Source organism: Ruegeria sp. YTSC192 (assembly GCF_059609705.1).
In genome coordinates, this window is record NZ_JBXWMG010000010.1 from 152,922 (window position 1) to 174,028 (window position 21,107).

A 21,107-nucleotide genomic window follows, 5' to 3' on the forward strand; every position below is an offset into this window, starting at 1 on the left:
GGATCACAAGTACTTGCTTATTGCTTTCAGATCTTCGATCGCCTCATCAGGTGATCCTTCGCCCGTCAGACAATGATCGATGTGCTCATGGATAAGAACACGTTTGGCATTTGTGATAGCCTTTTCAACCGCATGCAGTTGCTGAGCGATTTCAGTGCAAGGCTTTTGGTGTTCCAGCATAGAGATAACTTTGCTCAGATGCCCTTCGGCCCTCTTGAGGCGGGCCACAATAGCCGGATGAGTTGCGTGAGTGTGTTCCATGATCGCAATCCCTATCCCCCCCATGAGGATGAGTCAACGATCAGGTTCTGAGGATGGGGTTTTCGCAAATAGCGGCTATTTGATCGCGGATGTAAGCGAAGCAAAGGTATTCGAAACGAGACAGGACCGCAAAAAACAAACTTCTACTGGTCCCGCGTTGCGATGTTTGTGGGCTTTTCAGCTATATTCTTTGAGCGTCGCCATCAGGTTGTGAAATTTCTCACCCTGTACTGCAACATGTGCTCGAAGCGCGTTCGCCGTTTCTTCCGGATCGCCCTTATCGAGAGCTCGAAGGATATCTTCATGCTCAGACATTGACTGTGACATGCGCCCACGAAACCGCAATTGTTGCCTGCGGAATGGCTTCAGTCTTCGGTGAAGTCTGGATGCTTCTTGCTCCAGGAATGAGTTGCCAGACTGCCTATAGATGATTCGGTGAAAGCGCTCGTTTTCAAGATAGTATTTGTCCGGGTTACCGGCATCGACGGCCATTTGGCACTTGGTATTTGCGTCGATGAGATCTTTCAGCGCCTGATCAGAAATACGTAAGGCAGCAAGCCTGCCGCAGACGGCTTCGATCTCGGCCATGACTTCGAACATCTCCATCAGTTCAACCGGGCCTGGCTGTCTGACAAAAGCACCGCGGCGCGGAATTAGATCGACCAAACCAGATAAGGCAAGCCTCTGAAATGCTTCCCGAAGCGGCGTCCGTGAGACGCCAAATTGTTCGGCCAGCTTGATTTCATCCAAACGGTCACCGTCAGAAAACGTGCCGTCAAAAATCAGCTCTTCCAGGTCTTGAGCAATAGTGTCAGCGAGGCGTTGGTCCATGGGGTATTGTTCTACACAGAAAAATTTGGAAGCTCAAGATTTCTGATCTTGTATACAAAAATCTTGACTAGAAAAACATTGCTGCCCTATGCTTCCGTCAGCCCCGGCTCATCCGGGTTTTAAAACGGGAGGAAGAAATGAAAGCTATTCTCAAGACAGCAGTCGCTGCCGTAGCGCTTGCATCCGCAGGTACACTGGCAAGCGCAGAGGAACTGCGCCTGTCGCATCAGTGGTCGAACAAGGACATCCGTCACCAGGTTGCCCAGATGGTCGCCGATGAAGTCGCCGCCGCTGATGTTGATCTGGACATCAAGATCTTCGGTTCGAAATCTCTGTTCAAACCGCGCGAGCAGTACAAGCCGCTTAGCCGTGGTCAGCTGGACATGACGGTTCTGCCGCTCAGCTATGCTGGTGGTCAGCAACCTGCTTATAACCTGACGCTGATGCCCGGTCTGGTGAAAAACCACGATCACGCCGCGCGTCTGGCCGACTCGCCTTTCATGGAAGCGCTTGAAGCCAAAATGGCCGATGACGATGTGATGGTACTGGTTCACGGCTATCTGGCCGGTGGCTTTGCCGGTAAGGACAAGTGCATCACCAGCCCTGAAGACGTAACAGGTCTGCAAACCCGTGCGGCGGGCAAGTCGTTTGAACAGATGCTGGCCGGTGCTGATGCGTCGATCGCATCCATGGCATCGTCGGAAATCTACAACGCGATGCAGACAGGTGTTCTGCAAGCGGCGAACACGTCGTCTTCGTCCTTCGTCAGCTACCGCATTTACGAGCAGGTTTCCTGCTATACCCCTGCAGGCGACGTAGCGCTGTGGTTCATGTATCAGCCGCTGCTGATGAACAAATCCACCTTTGATGGTCTGAACGAAGATCAGCAGGCCGCCCTGTTGGCTGCATCGGAAAAGGCCCAGGCCTTCTACCTGGAAGAGGCCAAGAAACAGGACGCCAACTCGGCCAAAGTGTTTGAAGAGGCCGGCGTCGAGATTGCTGAGATGAGCGCGGAAGACTTCGAAGCCTGGCGCGCGCTGGCGATGGAAACATCCTACAAGGCCTTCGTGGAAGAGGTTCCTGATGGTCAGGACCTGCTGGACAAGGCTCTGGCGGTCGAGTGACCCTCTCTTGCTGGGCGGCCTTGCCGCCGCCCGGCATCTGATCTCCGTTCTGATACTCTCTGATCTTCAGACTTAATTGCATCTCAACCAAAGGAGGCGCAAATGGCCGGTCATAGCTCTGCCGTTGCTTCCCACACAGGCAACAACCCCTTTCTTCGCTTTGTCGCTGCGCTTTCAACTCTGGCGGGCTGGTGTTCCGCAGGAATGATCGTCGCCGCTGTCGCCATCACCTGCCAGATGATCGTCGTGCGCTTCGTTCTGAACCAATCGACCATCTGGCAAACCGAAGCGGTCATCTATCTTGTCATCGCCGCCACGCTGGTTGGTTTGCCTTACGTGCAGCGCCTGCGCGGCCATGTGAATGTCGACCTGATCCCGCTTTCACTAGCACCGCGACCCCGGTTCTTCATGGCGATCGTGACTGCGGTTCTGTCCATCGTCATCGTCTCGGTCATGCTGTTTTACGGTTACGAATACTGGCACTTCGCGTGGGAACGCGGCTGGAAATCCGACACCGTTTGGGGCGTGCGTCTTTGGATACCCTACCTGTCAATTCCGGTCGGCTTTGGACTGCTGCTGCTTCAGCTGATTGCCGACCTCGTCGCTGTCCTTCTGGGCATCGATAAACCTTTTGGTCTGGAGTAAAGCTGATGGATCCCCTTCTGCTCGGCGCCATTGTCGCCATCGCCACCATCCTCGTTCTGTTCTCGGGCGTGTCCGTGGCCATCGGTCTGCTGATCGTTTCCGCCGGGTTCCTGATCATCTTTGACGGCCCGCGTTCACTTGAACTGATGCCCGAGATTCTGTTCGGAAAACTCGATAACTTTGCCCTTCTCTCGATCCCGATGTTTATCATCATGGGGTCCTCCATCGCCTCGACCAGGGCGGGGGCCGACCTATACGAAGCACTTGAACGCTGGCTGACCCGCGTTCCGGGCGGTCTGGTTGTCTCGAACCTTGGTGCATGTGCGCTGTTTGCCGCCATGTCCGGTTCGTCGCCCGCAACCTGTGCCGCCATCGGCAAGATGGGCATCCCCGAGATGCGCAAGCGCGGCTATCCCGACGGTGTTGCCGCAGGTTCGATCGCTGCCGGTGGTACGCTGGGCATCCTGATCCCACCATCGGTCACCATGATCGTCTATGGTATCGCCACCGAGACCTCGATTGGCCGCCTGTTCTTGGCCGGTGTGATCCCGGGCCTGATGCTGGTGGGTCTGTTCATGGCCTGGTCGCTGTATTCCACTTGGAAATCCGGTGACGCGACCCGTCTGGGTTCCGGCAGCTACACCTGGGCCGAACGGTTCGAGATCCTGCCGCGCGTGCTGCCCTTCCTCGGTATCATTCTGGGCGTTCTCTATGCCATGTATGGCGGCATCGCCACGCCGTCGGAAACGGCCGCTGTTGGTGCGTTGCTGTGTCTGCTAATCGCGATGATCATCTACAAGCTGTGGAACCCCAAGGACATCTGGGTCGTGCTGCGCGACAGCACCAAGGAAAGCGTGATGATCCTGTTCATCATCGCCGCCGCCGGTGTGTTCTCGTACATGCTCAGCTCGCTATTCATCACCCAGGCGATTGCCGAATGGATCGGTACGCTGGATGTGAACCGCTGGGTTCTGATGGGTGCGGTCAACGTGTTCCTGCTGATCGCCGGGTTCTTCCTGCCGCCCGTTGCGGTGATCCTGATGGCTGCACCAATCCTGCTGCCGATCATCACCACTGCTGGTTTTGACCCGATCTGGTTTGCGGTTGTGCTGACCATCAACATGGAGATTGGCCTGATCTCACCTCCGGTTGGTCTGAACCTCTATGTGATCAACGGCATCGCGCCTGACATTTCGCTGAAGACCATCCTGACCGGTTCGCTGCCCTTCGTGGCCTGCATGGTGATCGCGATTGTCCTGCTGTGCCTGTTCCCCGGTCTGGCCACCTGGTTGCCTGACCTGGTGATGGGAGCGGCGGTATGACCCTGCTCGCGGATCTTCTGTCCACCGTGTTCGAGCGGCGTTACCGCCGCCCGGGCGCGGCGGCCCTGGATGGCCGCCCGCTGACCGAACTGGCCGACGCGCTGGTTGGATCCGCGGGCGAGACTTCGGGGCTGGCTCTGGCCGAGGAAATCCTGACCCGGTTCGTCACTCTGGACGACGACGAAAAGCTGGAGTTCTTCCGCTATCTCGCCACAGCGATGAATATCGACCCCGAGGCGGTTCGGTCGTCGCTTGACGAATACGAGCGCGACCCCTCGAAAGCGACCTATCGCAGCTTTGCGGCTGCGGTGGAACCGGCCCGGCAGGAGATGATCCGCCGGTTGAACCGGGTGCCTGGCGCCACTGGCGCGTTGGTACAAATGCGCGCCGACCTGCTGCGGTTAGGCGGTAAAGAGCCCGAGCTGCAGGCGCTGGATCTGGATTTCCGGCACCTGTTCGCAAGTTGGTTCAACCGGGGCTTTCTGGTCCTGCGTCCGATCAACTGGGAAAGCCCGGCGCATATTCTGGAAAAGATCATCGCCTATGAGGCGGTGCATGCCATCGACAGTTGGGACGATCTTCGCCGCAGGCTGGAACCCACAGACCGACGCTGTTTCGCATTCTTTCACCCCTCGATGCCGGATGAACCGCTGATCTTTGTCGAAGTCGCACTGAACAGTGGCATTCCGGGTTCGGTTCAGGCGCTGCTCGCAGAAGACCGCGATCCGATGCCGGAAGATCAGGCCGACACAGCGGTATTCTACTCTATCTCCAACTGTCAGGCGGGCCTGGCCAGCATCTCGTTCGGCAACTCGCTGATCAAACAGGTGGCTTCGGACCTGGCAGCCGAATTGACCGGGCTGAAGACCTTCGTCACCCTTTCGCCCATCCCGGGCCTGACCAAATGGCTCGCCCAAGAGGGCCTCGAATGGGATGTCGAACAACCAGACCAGATGAAGGCGCTGGCGGCGCATTACCTGCTGAACGCCAAGAGCCGGGGCAAGATGCCGTTTGATCCGGTCGCCCGATTCCATCTGGGCAACGGTGCGTTGGTTCACGCGGTTCACGCGGATGCCGATACGTCAGACAAGGGCCGCGCCCAGTCCGGCGGCACCATGGTCAACTACCTGTATGACCTGTCTCGCGTCTCGCAAAACCACGAGCAATTCGCCAATACCCGCGAGGTGATCGCATCGCCCGAGGCCAAGTCTCTCGCTGCATCTGCCTCTCTCACCACGACACAAGAAAGGTAAACCTCATGGCTAACCCTCTCTATGACGGCTTGTTCGGCGCTCATGCCGGTAAAGATACACCTTTTTTGCACCTGCTGAACGGTACAACGATTACCCATCAGGATTTCCTGAGCACCGCTGCGCAGATCGCCCATGTGACCGCCCAGCTGGGTCTGAAACCCGGTGATCGCGTGGCGGCCCAGATCGAGAAATCGCCCGAAGCACTGGCGCTGTACGCCGCTTGCGCGCAAGCTGGTCTGGTGTTCCTGCCGCTCAATACCGCCTATACGGTGGATGAGCTGACCTACTTCATCGAAAACAGCGGTGCCTCACTGATCGTCTGCGACAGCAGAAGCGAAGACAAGCTGGCTCCGGTTGGTGCGCAATTGGGCGCCAGGGTGGAAACGTTGAACGCTGATGGCAGCGGCAGCCTGATGGATCAGGCCGCGACCATGCCTGCCGGCTTTGACACAGTCGACCGTGACGGCGATGACCTGGCGGCCTTCCTTTATACTTCGGGCACCACGGGCCGGTCGAAAGGCGCGATGCTGACCCAGAACAACCTGCTGTCGAACGCACAGGCGCTGGTCAAGGAATGGTGTTTTACGTCCGATGACGTGCTGTTGCACGCGCTGCCGATTTTCCACACGCATGGTCTGTTTGTTGCGACCAACGTCTCGTTGGCGGCGGGCAGCAGCATCGTCTTCATGCCCAAATTCGATCTTGACGAGATCATTGGCCGGATGCCGAACGCCACGACCATGATGGGTGTTCCGACATTCTATACCCGCCTGCTGGACGATGACCGGTTCACCAAGGATCTGGCCGCCCATATGCGCCTGTTCGTCTCGGGCTCGGCCCCGCTGCTGGCGGAAACCCATGTGCAGTTCGAAGAGCGGACCGGCCACCGGATCCTCGAACGTTATGGCATGACCGAAACCAACATGAACACCTCGAACCCCTATGACGGCGACCGCCGGGCGGGGACCGTGGGCTTTCCTTTACCCGGGGTCGAATTGCAGATCTGCGATTCAGACGGCAACGCCCTGCCCCAAGGCGAAATTGGCGAGATCGAAGTGCGCGGGCCCAACGTGTTCAAGGGTTACTGGCAGATGCCCGAAAAGACCGCAGCTGAGTTGCGCGAAAACGGGTTCTTCATCACCGGCGATCTGGGTCGTATCGACGAAGATGGCTATGTTCATATCGTTGGCCGCAACAAGGACCTGATCATCTCGGGCGGTTACAACATCTATCCCAAAGAGATTGAACTGGTTCTGGACGATCAGCCCGGCGTGGTCGAAAGCGCTGTCATCGGCGTACCTCATCCCGATTTTGGTGAAACTGTGTTGGGCGTGATCATCGCCGAACCGGGTCAATCGCCTGACATGGATGCCATGATGGAAGCCGTACGCGGCAGCCTTGCTCGATTCAAACATCCGCGCAAGCTGATCCTGTTGGATGAACTGCCCCGCAACACAATGGGCAAGGTTCAAAAGAATATTTTGCGCGACCAATACAAGGACATGTTCGCGGCCGCGTGAAGTAACACTCCCCAAACTCGCGGTAACCTCCTCGAACCGCGAGTTTCCTTTCAACGGCCTGAAGGCGCGCCCATCGTGGCTTCAGGCCGTTGACTTTTCTCCAAAGGGGTTTGATAGATGTACTGAACGACTACCGGCTGGCGCCGGTAGGATCAGCGATATGATCTTCCGGGTTCTGAAGTACGATGTCTTCAGTGATCGCACCGTTGGTGGTTTAGAAGTACCCCCTGCCCCAGAACCAGCACCCCGCGCAAGATGCCGACCTTGTTCTCGCGACAGACGTGACGGCAGATGTCACACACCCGAAACCGCAACGCACCGGTCAGCACTTTGTAACGATACTTTATCGACCAGACGATGTGATAACGGTGATAGAAAACGGGTTCCGCTGCAAAGATTTCAATCAGGCGAACCACTTCAGTGATCGCACCAGCGTTTACAAGCTAGCCTAGCGAATTGTTGGAACGGACAGAGTCCGGGTGTGAGTTGCCCCTTGCGGATCATGTGCGCGACTTCGATCCCCGCGAGAGTTGCTGCAGCCGAGATAAAAGACTTGAAGCCAAGCATCGGACGGGTTCGCCTTTTGATGAACCTGTGATCTTGTTCCATGATGTTATTGAGGTATTTGCGCCTAGCTGTCTCGATCAGGATCAAGCAGCCAAAACCCTTTGGCATTTTGTCAATGGCCTTGATGCCAGCGTTGTTTGCGCCGCGTTTGTCGATGACGATCTTGCGCGGTAGACCCTTCACCTCAAGCGCGTGGGCAAAAAACCTCGTCGCAGTGGCTTTGTTCCGGCGCTCGGGGTGTTGTCACATTAACCGTCGTTCGGTTGTTCATAGCCTTGATTGGACGTAGGTGACATCGATGAAGTCATCATCGATCTGCTACAAGCGCCACCGGTTTCCTCCTCAGATTATCGCGCACGCGGTGTGGCTGTACGTACGCTTCAATCTGAGCCTGCGCGAAGTAGAAGAGGCGCTGCTGCAGCGCGGGATCGATGTGTCTTATGAAACCGTCCGGCGTTGGGTCATCAAGTTCGGGCCACTCGTCGCGCGAAACCTGCGGCAGGGTCAGGGTCGTCCGGGTGGATTGCAGCAGTTCGTGGCGTTCCATTCAACCATCCCCAATTGCTTCAGCGTCCCCGCTTGCCGCCGATCCGCCCAATCAATCCGATATCACCGTCTCGAGGCATTTGACGCTTGGAATGCTGCCACACAGGCCGCTTGAAATCCGAAAACCAGGATCTCTATGTGGATCGTGGGTTAACGAGACAACACCGTTTCGAGCCATGGTCCGGCGACAGTTTTCCATTGCCCCCTGCAAGGGTGTTTTTTGCTGGTTAAGCGGATTCCAGCGACTTGGTCCTTTCCGTGGCCGGGTGCTGTTCCAGATGACAGGCAACGAAATGCCCTTCATCCACTTCGACCAGTTGGATTGGCTCATCCGAGGGCCGATCCGGAACATGCAGCGACACCCCATCCGGACCAGAGGAGGCAACGGGATGGATCATGTTCCCGTCAAAACGGATCGGCTTGAATTCAGCATCAGGGTCGGGATGCGGTACCGCGGTTAGCAACGCCTTGGTGTATGGGTGTTGCGGGTTAAAAAAGATCTTGTCGGTCGGGCCATATTCCATGAACCGCCCCCGGTACATCACCGCCACCCGATGCGATATCTGCGCGACCACAGCCAGATCATGCGCGATGAACAGGAAACTGACACCAAGCTCGGCCTGCACGTCCTTCAAAAGCGCGACGATTTCAGCCTGAATCGACACATCCAGCGCCGAAACACATTCATCGCAGACAACAAACTTGGGTTTGGACACCAGCGCGCGCGCGATACAAATCCGCTGCCGCTGGCCGCCGGAGAACGCATGCGGGAAGCGGCGCAGATGCTCCAGGTCGATCTTGCATCGCGCCGCGATCTCGCGCACCCGCTTGTCGATCTGGTCCCGGTCCGTCATCAGGCCCGAAGCCACCAGCGGTTCGGCGATGATATCCCGCACCGTCATGCGCGGGTTCAGCGAGGAATACGGGTCCTGAAAAACAAGGCTCATTTCCGGGCGGAAGGTGCGCAGCAGGTTGCCACCAAGGTTGTGCAACTGTACCGGGCCTTCATGAAACGCCATGTTCATCTTGCTGCGTACGGCGCGCAACTCAGCCTCGGACGCGTGGGCAAGGTCGATATCTCCCTTTTTCTTGCGGTGAAAGATCACCTCGCCTTCGCTGGGATCAATAGCGCGTAGCATCGCGCGACCAACCGTGGTTTTGCCTGACCCGCTTTCGCCGACCAGACCAACCGTCTCACCCTTGAGGATGTCGAAAGTGATGTCACTAACCGCGCGCACTTTTTCGACCTCGGTCCGGAAAAGCTTCTTTTTCCGGACTTCGAATTCGACGCCCAGATTGTTGACGTCGATCAGCTTTTTGCTCTTTTTCAGCGGCGCGGGCGGAACGACCTTGTCCAAACGCGGAACCGCATCCAGCAAGCGCTGGGTATAGGCCTGCTGCGGGTTGTTGATGACCTCGCGCACGGTGCCGCGCTCGACAATCTCACCTTTGTACATCACCGCAATGTCATCCGCGACTTGGGCCACCACGCCCAAGTCGTGGGTGATGAAAATCATGCTCATGCCCAGTTCGGACTGCAGGTCACGCATCAGTTGCAGAACCTGCGCCTGAATCGTCACGTCCAGAGCGGTCGTCGGCTCATCCGCGATCAGAAGCTGCGGACCCGCCGAGAGGGCCAGCGCGATCATGGCGCGCTGGCGCATGCCACCCGACATCTCATGCGGGAACTGATCCACACGGGCGGAGGGGTTGGTGATGCCCACCTTGTCCAGCATCTCTATCGCCAGCTCGCGCGCCTGCCGCTTGTTCAGCCCGCGATGCAGCTGAATCGCCTCCATGATCTGGTTGCCGATGCTGTAGATCGGCGAAAAGCTGGCCATCGGTTCCTGAAAGATCATCCCGATCTCGCCGCCGCGGATCACGCCCATCCGCGGGTCATGGGGGCGAACCTTGGCCAGATCGACGGATTTGCCGTCTTTCATGACGTAGTTGATCTCGGACCCCTGATCGATGCTGGCAATGCCGGGCAGCAGTTGCATGACCGCCTTGGTCGACACGGATTTGCCCGAGCCACTTTCGCCCACGATGCCCAGCGTCTTGCCCTTCTCAAGCGAGAACGAGACATCGCGAACCGGCTGGATCAGCCCTTCGTCGGTGCGGAAAGACAGGGTCAGGTTTTTGACGTCCAGGATGTTTGCCATCACTTCGCCTCCGCGTAGGGGTCAGCCGCGTCACGCAGCCCGTCACCGATCACTGTGAAGGCCAGAACAGCCACCACCACGAACACGGCGGGAATGAACAGCCATGGGGTTTGCTCGATCGCGCGCACCGATTGCGCCTGTTGCAGCAGAACACCCCACGAGACCGACGGCGGGCGCAAGCCCAGACCAACGAAAGACAGCGCAGTTTCCGACAGGATCATGTAAGGGAACGAGATCACCAGATCGACGATGATAAAGCTGGTGAAGCTAGGCAGCATGTGTTGACCGATAATGCGCTTGGGGCGCGCGCCGGCCAGTCGGGCCGCGACCACGTAGTCCTCATTCCGGATCGACAAAAGCTGCGACCGGATGCGCCGCGCCAATGTCGGCCAGCCAAAGAGGCCAAGGATCAGTGTCATCGCGAAATAGACCTGCGTGGTCGACCACTCCTTGGGCATGGCGGCGGCCAGACCCATGTAGAGCGGGATGATGGGCACAACGCGGATCACCTCGGTGACGCGTTGGATGACATTGTCGATGAGGCCGCTGAAATACCCAGCAATCCCGCCGATGATCAGCGCCAACACAAAGGAGATCAGCACCCCGATCACACCGATCGACAGCGAGGTCCGCGTTGCATAAATGGTGCGTGAGAACACATCCCGCCCCAGATCATCCGTGCCCCAGAAATGGATCTTTGCCTCTGGGTTCTGCAAGCCGATCAGGTGGCGTTCGGTCGGGATAAAGCCCAGAACCTTGACCGCATCGCCTTTGACGAACAACCCCAGGTAATTGCGCACCTCGGGATCAGGCACCGAGATGGCCCGCAGGGTCACCGGATCACGCTCGGTCTTGGTGCCGTTGATAAAGGGCACGACAGAGCAGCCATTACCGTCACAGAAGCGGGGCATCTGCGGCGGGCCCTCGATATAAGAAGTATCGCGCGTGACCGGGCCATAGGGGGCCACGATCTCGGCGAACAAACCGGCCAGTGCCATCAGTCCCAGCACGATCGAGGCATACATCGCCGCGCGGTGCTTTTTGAAGCGCCACCAGATCAGGGTCCATTGCGAGGCCGAATAGTATTTCAGAAGCCGCTGCCGTTCTTTTTCCGCAGCCCGTTGCTGGGCCGGGGTCATTTCAGGATCGGTCATATCTGTCATGTCACGCCCCCAGCTTGATGCGCGGGTCCAGCCACGCCAACAGCAGATCGGAAAGGAAATTCATGAAGACGATGGCAAAGGTCAGCATCAACAGGATCGCGCCTGCCACGTTCATGTCGAGATCGAGATACGCTTTCAGCAGCAGCTCACCCAGTTCGGTCAGGCCCAGAACCACGGCCACGATCGGCAGCTCGGAAAAGATCCGGTTCACGTCAAATCCTATGGTCGAAACGACCGGGTTGATCGCCAGCCGGGCCGGGTATTTGATCAGCAGCTTCCGCTCGGGCACGCCGCGCGCGCGGGCTGCTGTGACGGACAGCTTGTTCAGCTCATCCGACATGGTCGCGCGCACGGTTTGGATTTGGTAGGCCACCGCCGACCAGGCCAGAACCACCGCAGGCAACCACAGGTGTTTGATCATGTCCCAGACTTTGGCCGCGCTCCACGGGGCGTCCTGATACTGGGCCGAGAACAAGCCGCCGATATCCGCCCCGAACCAGCGGTTGGCGAAATACAGCATGACCAGCGCCAGCAGAAAGTTCGGCAGCGCGAGGCCCAGATACGAGAAAATCGCCAGACCGTAGTCAATGGCCGAACCGCGCCGCACGGCCGCGTAGATCCCAACCGGGATCGAGATCAGATAGGTCAGGATGAGCGTCGCGAACAGGATGCCTGCGGTCAGCCAGACCTTGTCACCGATCACCTTGGTGACCGAGGTTTCAAAGGCAAATGCCTGCCCGAAATCCCAGCGCAGAACGATACCGCCGATCCAGTCAAAATACCTAAGCAACATGGGCTTGTCCAAACCCAGCTCCTGACGGATGGCTTGCACATCGGCCTCGGTTACATTGACCCCGGTGCCCGAGTATTTCCGGAACGCGTAACGGTCGGCGTAGTCTCCGGGCGGAATTTCCATGATCAGGAAAACCATCATCGACACCAGAAGCATCGTGATGGCCATTCCGACTAGTCGTTCGGCGGTGAATCTGAGCATGCGTCTGTCCTGAAACTACAGCTTGGACTGCAAACTCCGGGGCGTCTGCTGCAAACGCCCCGGAGGAAAGTGTCAAACCCGTATGGGGGTTACTGTTCCAGCCACCACTGCGAGGGGCGGTAGGGGTAGGTCCAGTAGAAGTCGTAGGTTTTCGACTTGATGGGTTTGACGTTCTGCAGATCGCTGCGCCACAGGAAGGGGGCAACGATGTCACCGACGGTGCCGATCTTCAGCATGTTGTCAGTGTGGATTTTGACGATTTCAGCACCGATTTCGTTGCTGGCGTCCGAGCCGAACTCAACCTGGATGAACTGTTCGCTCAGCTCCCACAGTTTCTGGATATCGGCCGGAGGCTCAACGCCTTCAGCACCGTCGGTTTGTTTCCATGTGGCCCATTTGGCACCGGTGCCCGGGTTGAAGAAGTCACCAAAGGGCGGCACGAAAACAGTGGTGTCCTGCGAGATGGTTGGGCCGGCGTTGCCGTCATACTTCCAGGTCGTCAGGTCCAGATCGTTGTTGTTGCCCGAGGCGCGGTATTCGTCCGAGGTGACCTCTTTCAGGTCAACGCGCACGCCCACGGCGGTCCAGTAATCCCGCACCAGCTCCATCATTTTCACCGGCACACCCTGCGAGGAATAGACCAAGCGAATGACCAGAGGCTTGCCGTCCGGGCGCTCCAACGTGCCGTCGCCGTCGCTGTCGCTCAGGCCCATTTCGGCCAGAAGGGCCTTGGCGCCTTCGACATCATAGGCGATGTCCTTGTTCAGCACGTCATCCGAAATGAACGACACGGTCTTGGGCTCGGCCGGAACACCCTGCATCGGTGTGCCCTGACCCAGATAGACGATCTCGTTGATTTCATCGCGGTTCATCGCCAGCGACATGGCACGGTTAAAGCGCACATCGTTGAAGATTTCGCGCAGCACCTCGTCGTTATGGGTGCGGTTGAACGAGAAGAACACGTTTTCACCCAGGGTCGGCGCGAACTGGATCGTGTAGCCGCCCTTGGCTTCGTTCTCTTTCAGCAGAGGGAAGTCTTCCAGGAAGACTGCCTGCTGTTTCCAGACGACCTCTCCGTTCATGACCTTGAGGTTCTGAACCTCCTTGTCGCTGACATAGCTCTCAACGATTTCGTTGATATAGGGCAGCTGGTTACCCGCGGTGTCGACCTGGTGGAAATAGGGGTTCGCGACCAGTTTGCGACCTTCCGAGGTCTCTTCCACAACGATGTGGCTTTCCAGGGTCGGCACGACCGCACGGCCGATGGCAGCGGCTTTGTCGGCGTCTTTCAGCAGCGGCGATGGAACGTCTTTCCAATCTGAGCCGCCGTAGTAGAAATCAACCGCTTCGGCACCGTTGGCGAAACCGTATTCCTGCGCCAGCGCATCGGCGTTTTCGTTGTATTTGGGCATGAACTGGCCCAGGAAATGCTTGGGCTGGAACGGCTGGCCATAGTCAACGGCAAAACGGTTCAGAATGCCCGGCGTCGGCACCGGGAAGGTCATGCGAACGGTCACGTCGTCAACCGCCTCAACCTTGATCGGCTCGCCTGCGAACAGCCAGCGATCCGGGGTTTTTTCCAGAATATCTGTGTTCAGCAACAGGTCATTGTACCAGAAGGCAACGTCTTCGGCGGTGAAGGGTTCACCGTCAGACCATTTGTGCCCTTCACGCAGCGTAATCGTCAGAACGGTTTTGTCTTCGTTCCAATCCCATGCCTTGGCGACATTGGGAACAACCGTCTGCAGGTCATCCGCATAGCGCACAAAGTTCACGTGGCGCACGGACAGCAGGTCCGACGTGCCCGACTCGGTCGCTTTCGAGATTCCGGTGATTGCACCGCCATACTGGCCGATGCCCTCATAGGGCATCACGACCAGAGGCTCGGCTGGCAGACGGTCTGCAACTGCGGCCAGGTCTGCGTTGCCAAGGATCTTGCCGTTCAGTTCGGCAATCGCGGGGTTTTCCGAGAATTCCAGAGTGCAGGATGCGGCCGATTGCAGCTCGGCCAGTTCCAGCTGCTGTGGGAACGCGGGCTCCAACCCCATTGGGTCAGCTACGGTGGCGACCGGGCAACTTGCCAGCGCGGGAACCGCAATCATCGTCGCGGCAGTGGACATCAGGATATGACGGATCGTCATGATAACCTCCAGGTAAGTTCGACGATCCGCTTAAGGCGCTATTGTAACAGTTTAATAATGGGTGGGGGTCTATAGCTTTAAACTATGACCCTCCTATTCGGTTACACTTGCCAGTGTTTCTTGTGTAATTTCATAGAATTGCCGGACAGTGGCCGACGCTGCCATCGCAGGCATCGAAACCAAAAACTGATGAGCGCCCAGTTTTTCATCGTCAATTGGGATGAATTTCAGGTCCGTGTCAGCGGCCACCAACTCTGATTCGAAACCTACCCCCTGGCCCACGCCAGCCCGGACCAGTGAGGTTATCGACCCCCAGGAACCGAGGCCCAGAATGGTGTCCGGCGTGATCCCCGCCCCCAAGGCCGCGCGTTCAAACAGCTGGCGCGTGCCCGCATTCGGCTCACGCTGTATCAATCGCAGCTTTGCGACCTCTGCCCAAGTAAGGGTATCGACGTCCCGCAACGCGCCTTTGCTTTGGGCGACGATGCCGATCCGGAACGAGGCGACCTTTTGGCAATGCATCGCCTCCAACGGTTCGCGCGCGGTGACAAAGGCAACATCCAGATCACCGGTGCGCAACAAAGGCAGCAGGTCGAGGCTGGCCATGGCACGCGCATTCAGTGTGACACCGGGGTGGGTCTGGATGAATCTGGCAATCGGAGGCATGGCAATCTGATGGGTTGAATATCCGACCCAGAAGCTGCCCGACTTGAGGTCCTTCCGCTCGCCAATTGCCAGATCGACCTCGGATTTCAACGCCAGCAGCGCCTTGATCTGCGGGCGCAGCTCTTCGAACATTTTAGTGGTTTCAATGCCCTTATTGCCCCGCCGCAAGAAGCGACATTCGGTTTGGCGTTCCAGGGCGACGATCAGGTTGGAAACTGTAGGTTGAGAAACGCCCAACTCTTCTGCCGCGGCCGTGAAACTGCCGGTACGAGCAACCGCCTCAAGCGCTTTGAGCTGGCGGATGCTCGGTTCTACGTTACTGGGCATAGTTGGCTTCCTTCACTGCCGCTGTCGCACAGGTGAACCGGAAAAGACCCAAAGCACAATTCCCGGATACACTTGCTACGCTTTATCCGTTTTCATTTCCCGCGCGTCCAGTGCGCATGGAAATGGACAGTATCAGGGCCTGCTGACGTCCCTTTACCCATTTTTCATCAAACCATACTGCCTGCGGATTTCTTGAATTTCGTAACGCTGGCTTTTGTGTGTGGACAGATTGTCGAGGATGACGACGGTTCCGGGATCAAGCAACAGGGCCAGTTGCGTCTCGATTTAAGTGTCAAAAGCTGCCCCGTTCATCGCGCCATTGATGACCACAGTGCGATCAGGGCGTCACGCCTCATCCCCGCGACAAAGGCCTGCACGCCCTATTTTCCAAACGGTGCTGCGCCAAGTAGCCGTTCCCCGATATGAGAAGGATCTTACAGGTCACTCATTACTCGAAAGTGTGAATCTTCAATGCTCATTGTGTTTCTCACCATCAGCTCGATTGATTGATCAATGTCCGGGTCGTCGGGTTCAAAAACAGCACACGCCTTTAGCGCTTCTTTGATGTTGATTTCTCGTCCCAGAAAACAATAAAGAACGCGCGCACAAAGGGGCTCTCTGGAACTGCTGGTCGATACACCAAGCTTCAGTCCGGGTAACCTGTTGTGGCGATTCTTGAAGTTGGGATAAAGGATCGTCTGGCTGATTTCTTCGCCCGTGATTGCATCGAAATCGACCTGAAAAATACGGTCGTTCAGGTAAAACGCCAGCCCGTTGTAGCGACCATGCATCCGGGCGGTACCGCGGCCCTTGATCGCCATGTTTTCGATGCGCGAATAGCGCGTGACACCTCCTTCTGTCGACAGCCTGACAAGCGTTCGCAGGATCAGTCCCGGGTATGTCATGGTGTAAGAATACTCATGGTAGAAACCATCATATCGGGACAAATCATTGCGAGAGCGTTTCGCCAGCTGTTCCAGATAGGCAGAATAGGCCAGTGGGCCGACATTGGCATCGCGGCGCAACCGGACCATTTCGGCAAAATCGTCATGCGGAAGTAATATCTCGCCTTCTTCAACACCAAAGAAATCGCAGATTTTCGCAAGGGCATGTTGCGAAGGTCGGGATGCACCGTTGAGGTATTTGTTGAACTGAGAACGATTGATCTCCAACTGGCGACAGACCTCAGCCACAGACTTGAAATGGTTCGTTAGCAACCTCAGGTTCCGTTGGAAATCTTCCGCCATATTCAACCTGCCCCTTATATTTCGGATCAACAAATCCGAAAAACACCGGATATTTCGATCAACACCTGACGATAATGTGGCGCTACATGGCGCTCATGCAAGACCTTTTTGCAACTGGTTGCAACACCTCACCAAATTGAGTCGAACGTGAGGCCAGTGCTACCAGACCTGATGCGGTGGAGCGATCAGCCCGATATCCACAGCACATGGTCTTCACTAACAGGGAAAAAAGAAACATGGGAATTTTTGACAGCCTGTTTGGCGCGGTCAATGACCTGACATGGGGTTGGTCGCTGGTACCAATTCTTGTCATCTTTGGCGTCTTCATCACTTTGCTGACCGGTTTCGTTCAGTTTCAGTTCTTCAAACGCATGTTCCGCGTGTTGTCTTCAGGCAACCAAAGCGCAGATCCAAATGCCATCTCGGCGCGCCAGGCGCTGTTGGTTTCCGTCGGTGGTCGTGTAGGTGGTGGCAACATCGCCGGGGTCGCGGTTGCCATTACGCTTGGTGGCCCGGGCGCGGTGTTCTGGATGTGGGCCATTGCCATTGTCGGCATGGCAACCAGCCTGGTCGAATGCTCGTTGGCGCAGCTTTACAAACGTCGTCAAGAAAACGGAGATTTCCGTGGCGGGCCTGCGCGCTCCATCATCCACGGATTAGGGGAACAGTACCGATGGCTGGCCGTTGTATATGCAATCTGCCTGATCGCATCCTTCGCCATCGGTTTCAACGCGTTCCAAGGCAACACGGTTGCGGGCGCGGCTGAAGAAAGCCTTGGTCTTAGCCGTTTCGTCACTGGCGCAGTGCTCACAGTGATTGCTGGCTTTGTAGTTTTTGGTGGTATTCACCGGATCGCCAAGGTCGCGGATGTGGTCATTCCCGTCATGGCACTGGCCTACCTTCTGATGGCTGTTGTGATCATCCTGATCAACATCGCTGACGTACCAGGTGTCTTCGCCTCGATCATTGCCAACGCGTTCGGCTGGGAAGAAGCAGTCGGTGGCGGCATGGGCGCGGCTATCGCAAATGGCCTGCGTCGCGGTCTGTTTTCGAACGAAGCCGGTCTGGGTTCGGCGCCGAACGTGGCCGCGACTGCGGACGTGCGTCACCCGATCAGTCAGGGCATCACCCAATCGTTCTCGGTCTTTATTGACACGATCATCATCTGTACTTGTACCGCATTGGTCATCCTGCTGAGCGACGTGTATCAGCCCGGCGCAGATATCGATGGTGTCGTCCTGACCCAGCAATCGCTGGTAAGCCACCTTGGCGAATGGGCCCAATACTTCCTGACGTTTATCATTCTACTCTTCGCTTTCAGCTCGATCATCTACAACTACTATCTGGGCGAAAACGCGTTGACCGTGATCACGAAACACCCAATGGCGATCAACGTTCTGCGCATTGCCATCATGGGTATTGTTTTCCTTGGAGCGACCGCGCCAGGTGCGACATCGGTGTTCGCGTTCTCGGATCCCGCGATGGGGCTGCTGGCTCTGGTGAACCTTATCGTGATCATGATGCTGCTACCGACGTGTCTTCGCATTCTGCAAGATTTCCGCAAACAACTTGCAGCAGGTGTTGAACGCCCCGTTCTGAATCCCGAAAATTTCCCCGATCTGGACATTGATCGCACGGCATGGACCGGGAAAGTAGAAGACTGATCCCTGAAACAAGCGTGACGGGTTTCAACGCGTCATCTAGACGGGAAGTCTAACACTAATGAACCTCGCCAGACATTGGCGGGGTTCACGGATATGTCGCAAATATTTGGAACGACCAAAGTCAGCGACATACTGGATACATCCATCCTGCGATCTCAGCGAATAGTGTCCGGACGCGCGCAGGGTTTCGTTTCTGACCTGCGCAGCCGGGCAGTCTTATTTCCATGGCCGACCATTCTTGCGGATTGGGGAAATCGGGACCGGGCAAGTGTGGGCTTGCTCATCTTCCCCGTCCAAGCGCATGGATACCAGATGTGAATCCTGAACGATCAGAGTTCTGAAACAACGCCTCACGATTGGACACCGTGTACCGCAGAAAGATGTAAACAGCGTACAAAACTGCATCCTTGGGGAAATGACAGCCCTTTGACGAGATCATGCTCTAATATCGTGTTCGAAATTTTCCGACCAGCACAAACCTCAAATCACGCAAGTTCGTCAACAAGACCCCAGGGTTTGCGACACATCCCCTTCGTCAAACACGCGAACAAGTTGGCGATGCCCTTCCAACAAATGAGAATCCCTGTGTACTTTGGATGCGGAAAGCACGAATCCTGTTGTGTATGGCTTTTTTGTGATCTATCCGGCACACTTTCGCCAGCTTTTTGGGCTTTCGCCGCTGAATTCCGCTGACCGAGGCCAGAGTGTATCTTGGCTCCCTGACTAAATGCGAGAAATGTCTTTAGTAATTGAAAACACTCAGGTTCAGTTATGATTTCTTCATGATTGCCGGCTATTAAGTCAGTCAAAATGATCCTTATTTATCCAATTGGGGAAATAAAATTCAAATTTTGGGCGCTTTGTTGCCGAAACAAAATTTTGCCGCTTCGTTGCCGCTTGCATGCCAGCAATCGAAAACAATAATACGTTCCAACAGTTATTGAGCAGGTAACCATGAGCCTTAACGCATCCTACTTCGTACTGGCACGGCCAGTATCTCGCTTGTCACAAATTGACTTTTCGGTTGCGGCAGACGTAACTGGATATGTCAGTGAATTGGACAAGTTTCGCGACACAGGCGTATTCTGGCAGGATGGTCCAACAGATAATTTTGCCGCTCGCTACACTGGAAATCTCAATATTGAAAAAGGTGGCACTTACACCTTTTTTCTAACGTCCGATGACGGATCAGCGCTCTATATCAACGGAGAGCGCGTAATCGATAATGATGAGCTTCATTGGTATGTTGAAGAGAGTGTAACTCTGGAGTTGGATGCGGGCATCCACGATATAGAAGTCCGCTATTTTGAACGCGACGGCGAGCAAACCCTTCAGTTGGAGTGGGCAGGACCTGACAGCGATGGTCAGCGTGAAGTTATTGGTGGGTCCTCATTTAGTGCTGAAGATTTTGAGGACGAAAGCACCGATGAAAGTGATGCTGGGAATGGGAGCGAAGAAGAAGGCGACAATCTGGAAGATGGTGAAACAGACAGCAGCGATCATGAGGGGCTAGAATCGGGCCTGTCGGTGTCGTATTTTGCGCTGGAAAGATCCGTCTCACGCCTTTCCGAGATCGATTTCTCACGCGCGTCTGATGTGTCTGCAGTTGTTAGTGAACTTGACATGTTCCGTTCAAGGGACGCAGTATGGCAAGATGGTCCAACAGATAATTTTGCCGCTCGCTATGCTGGGAATCTCAATGTTAAAGAAGGTGGCACTTACACTTTTTTTCTAACGTCCGATGATGGTTCAGCGCTCTATGTCAACGGAGAGCGCGTAATCGATAATGATGAGCTTCATTGGTATGTTGAAGAGAGTGTGACTCTGGAGTTGGATGCGGGCATCCACGATATCGAAGTTCTATATTTTGAACGCGGCGGCGAACAAACCCTTCAGTTGGAGTGGGCAGGACCAGATAGCGATGGTGTGCGTGAGATAGTTAGTGGAGATGCGTTTAGTCACGGGATCGCCGGAGATGGCGACACAAGTGATGGAGATGACACTGACTCAAACAGCGACGGCAACTCGGACAGTGATAACGATGATGATTCCGCGGGCGACGATGCAGGTGGCCAGGTGGAAAGTTCAGGTTTGGTTGCATCTTATTACGCATTGAGTGAACCAATTTCGCGCCTTTCACAGATCGATTTTTCTGGCACCCCAGGAGTGACCGGCGTTGTCGGCGAATTGAACACTTTCCGATCATCAGATGCTATGTGGCAGAACGGTCCGACTGACAATTTTGCAGCACGCTATTCGGGGAACTTAAATGTCGCGATCGGCGGCGTTTATACTTTCTATCTAACATCCGATGACGGATCAGCGCTCTATATCAACGGAGAGCGCGTAATCGATAATGATGAGCTTCATTGGTATGTTGAAGAGAGCGTGACTCTGGAGTTGGATGAGGGCATCCACGATATCGAAGTTCTATATTTTGAACGCGGCGGCGAGCAAACCTTGCAGCTCGAATGGGCAGGGCCAGATAGCAATGGTCTGCGCCAAGTCGTCAATGGAGACGCACTTAGCCATTCAAACTCGGAGCAAGACGGCAGCACAACTGGCGGCGATAGCACAGACGATACCGGTGGAGATAGCACCGGCGATACCGGCGGAGATGACACCGGCGATACCGGCGGAGATGACACCGGCGATACCGGCGGAGATGACACCG

At 56.2% G+C, this 21,107-nt stretch carries 15 protein-coding genes and 3 pseudogenes; 8 read left to right on the forward strand and 10 right to left on the reverse strand.

From position 1 onward, the window contains the following. Positions 1–3: 3 nt before the first annotated feature. Entirely contained in the window at positions 4–261 is a 258-nt protein-coding gene (locus tag AC2FD8_RS15095) for a metal-sensing transcriptional repressor (RefSeq protein WP_496857169.1), read from the reverse strand. 177 nt (positions 262–438) lie between these two features. After that, positions 439–1,092: a GntR family transcriptional regulator gene (locus AC2FD8_RS15100; protein ID WP_496857167.1), complete on the reverse strand. Its 654-nt coding sequence runs from the start codon at positions 1,090–1,092 to the stop codon at positions 439–441. A gap of 137 nt (positions 1,093–1,229) precedes the next feature. Here AC2FD8_RS15100 and dctP point away from each other — a divergent pair, with 137 nt between their 5' ends. The 5 genes from dctP (at position 1,230) to AC2FD8_RS15125 (ending at position 6,956) form a co-directional block, all read left to right on the forward strand. After that, positions 1,230–2,216, forward strand: coding sequence for a TRAP transporter substrate-binding protein DctP (gene dctP / locus AC2FD8_RS15105; protein ID WP_496857165.1), 987 nt, complete (start codon positions 1,230–1,232; stop codon positions 2,214–2,216). 102 nt (positions 2,217–2,318) lie between these two features. Then, complete coding sequence (locus tag AC2FD8_RS15110) at positions 2,319–2,861, forward strand: TRAP transporter small permease (protein ID WP_496857163.1); 543 nt, start codon at positions 2,319–2,321, stop codon at positions 2,859–2,861. A gap of 5 nt (positions 2,862–2,866) precedes the next feature. Next, positions 2,867–4,183, forward strand: a complete 1,317-nt coding sequence (locus AC2FD8_RS15115) for a TRAP transporter large permease (RefSeq protein ID WP_480823503.1) — start codon at positions 2,867–2,869, stop codon at positions 4,181–4,183. Continuing rightward, positions 4,180–5,436, forward strand: coding sequence for a malonyl-CoA decarboxylase (locus AC2FD8_RS15120; protein WP_496857160.1), 1,257 nt, complete (start codon positions 4,180–4,182; stop codon positions 5,434–5,436). Before AC2FD8_RS15115 ends, AC2FD8_RS15120 begins: the two co-directional genes overlap by 4 nt. Positions 5,437–5,441: 5 nt before the next feature. Beyond that, positions 5,442–6,956 (forward strand): malonate--CoA ligase, encoded by a 1,515-nt coding sequence (locus AC2FD8_RS15125; RefSeq protein ID WP_496857158.1) that lies wholly within the window; start codon positions 5,442–5,444, stop codon positions 6,954–6,956. Positions 6,957–7,086: 130 nt separating this feature from the next. On the opposite strand, the pseudogene AC2FD8_RS15130 reads toward AC2FD8_RS15125, so the two are convergent. Then, positions 7,087–7,363 (reverse strand): annotated as a pseudogene (locus AC2FD8_RS15130) (transposase). Between the two features lie 10 nt (positions 7,364–7,373). Next, positions 7,374–7,757: pseudogene (locus tag AC2FD8_RS15135) on the reverse strand (DDE-type integrase/transposase/recombinase); the annotation flags it as partial. A gap of 64 nt (positions 7,758–7,821) precedes the next feature. Between AC2FD8_RS15135 and AC2FD8_RS15140 the strand changes: the two are divergent. After that, positions 7,822–8,040, forward strand: a pseudogene (locus tag AC2FD8_RS15140) (IS6 family transposase); the annotation flags it as partial. A gap of 256 nt (positions 8,041–8,296) precedes the next feature. On the opposite strand, the gene AC2FD8_RS15145 reads toward AC2FD8_RS15140, so the two are convergent. The 6 genes from AC2FD8_RS15145 to AC2FD8_RS15170 form a co-directional block, all read right to left on the reverse strand. Beyond that, positions 8,297–10,231, reverse strand: coding sequence for an ABC transporter ATP-binding protein (locus AC2FD8_RS15145; RefSeq protein WP_496857156.1), 1,935 nt, complete (start codon positions 10,229–10,231; stop codon positions 8,297–8,299). Then, positions 10,231–11,394 (reverse strand): ABC transporter permease, encoded by a 1,164-nt coding sequence (locus AC2FD8_RS15150; RefSeq protein ID WP_496857154.1) that lies wholly within the window; start codon positions 11,392–11,394, stop codon positions 10,231–10,233. The genes AC2FD8_RS15145 and AC2FD8_RS15150 overlap by 1 nt, the downstream gene beginning before the upstream one ends. 1 nt (position 11,395) lies before the next feature. Beyond that, complete coding sequence (locus AC2FD8_RS15155) at positions 11,396–12,388, reverse strand: ABC transporter permease (protein WP_496857152.1); 993 nt, start codon at positions 12,386–12,388, stop codon at positions 11,396–11,398. Between the two features lie 89 nt (positions 12,389–12,477). Then, positions 12,478–14,529 carry an ABC transporter substrate-binding protein gene (locus tag AC2FD8_RS15160; RefSeq protein WP_496857150.1) on the reverse strand — a complete coding sequence of 684 codons (2,052 nt, stop codon included), beginning with the start codon at positions 14,527–14,529 and terminating at the stop codon, positions 12,478–12,480. 93 nt (positions 14,530–14,622) lie between these two features. After that, the gene (locus AC2FD8_RS15165) at positions 14,623–15,522 is read right to left on the reverse strand and encodes a LysR substrate-binding domain-containing protein (RefSeq protein ID WP_496857148.1); all 900 of its coding nucleotides are present in this window, start codon (positions 15,520–15,522) and stop codon (positions 14,623–14,625) included. A gap of 434 nt (positions 15,523–15,956) precedes the next feature. Further along, positions 15,957–16,769 carry a helix-turn-helix domain-containing protein gene (locus AC2FD8_RS15170; protein ID WP_496857146.1) on the reverse strand — a complete coding sequence of 271 codons (813 nt, stop codon included), beginning with the start codon at positions 16,767–16,769 and terminating at the stop codon, positions 15,957–15,959. Between the two features lie 236 nt (positions 16,770–17,005). Here AC2FD8_RS15170 and AC2FD8_RS15175 point away from each other — a divergent pair, with 236 nt between their 5' ends. Together AC2FD8_RS15175 and AC2FD8_RS15180 are read left to right on the forward strand one after the other, a co-directional pair. After that, complete coding sequence (locus AC2FD8_RS15175; RefSeq protein WP_496857144.1) at positions 17,006–18,433, forward strand: alanine/glycine:cation symporter family protein; 1,428 nt, start codon at positions 17,006–17,008, stop codon at positions 18,431–18,433. Between the two features lie 954 nt (positions 18,434–19,387). Then, a partial coding sequence (locus tag AC2FD8_RS15180) for a PA14 domain-containing protein (RefSeq protein ID WP_496857142.1) occupies positions 19,388–21,107 on the forward strand: 1,720 nt, incomplete at its 3' end.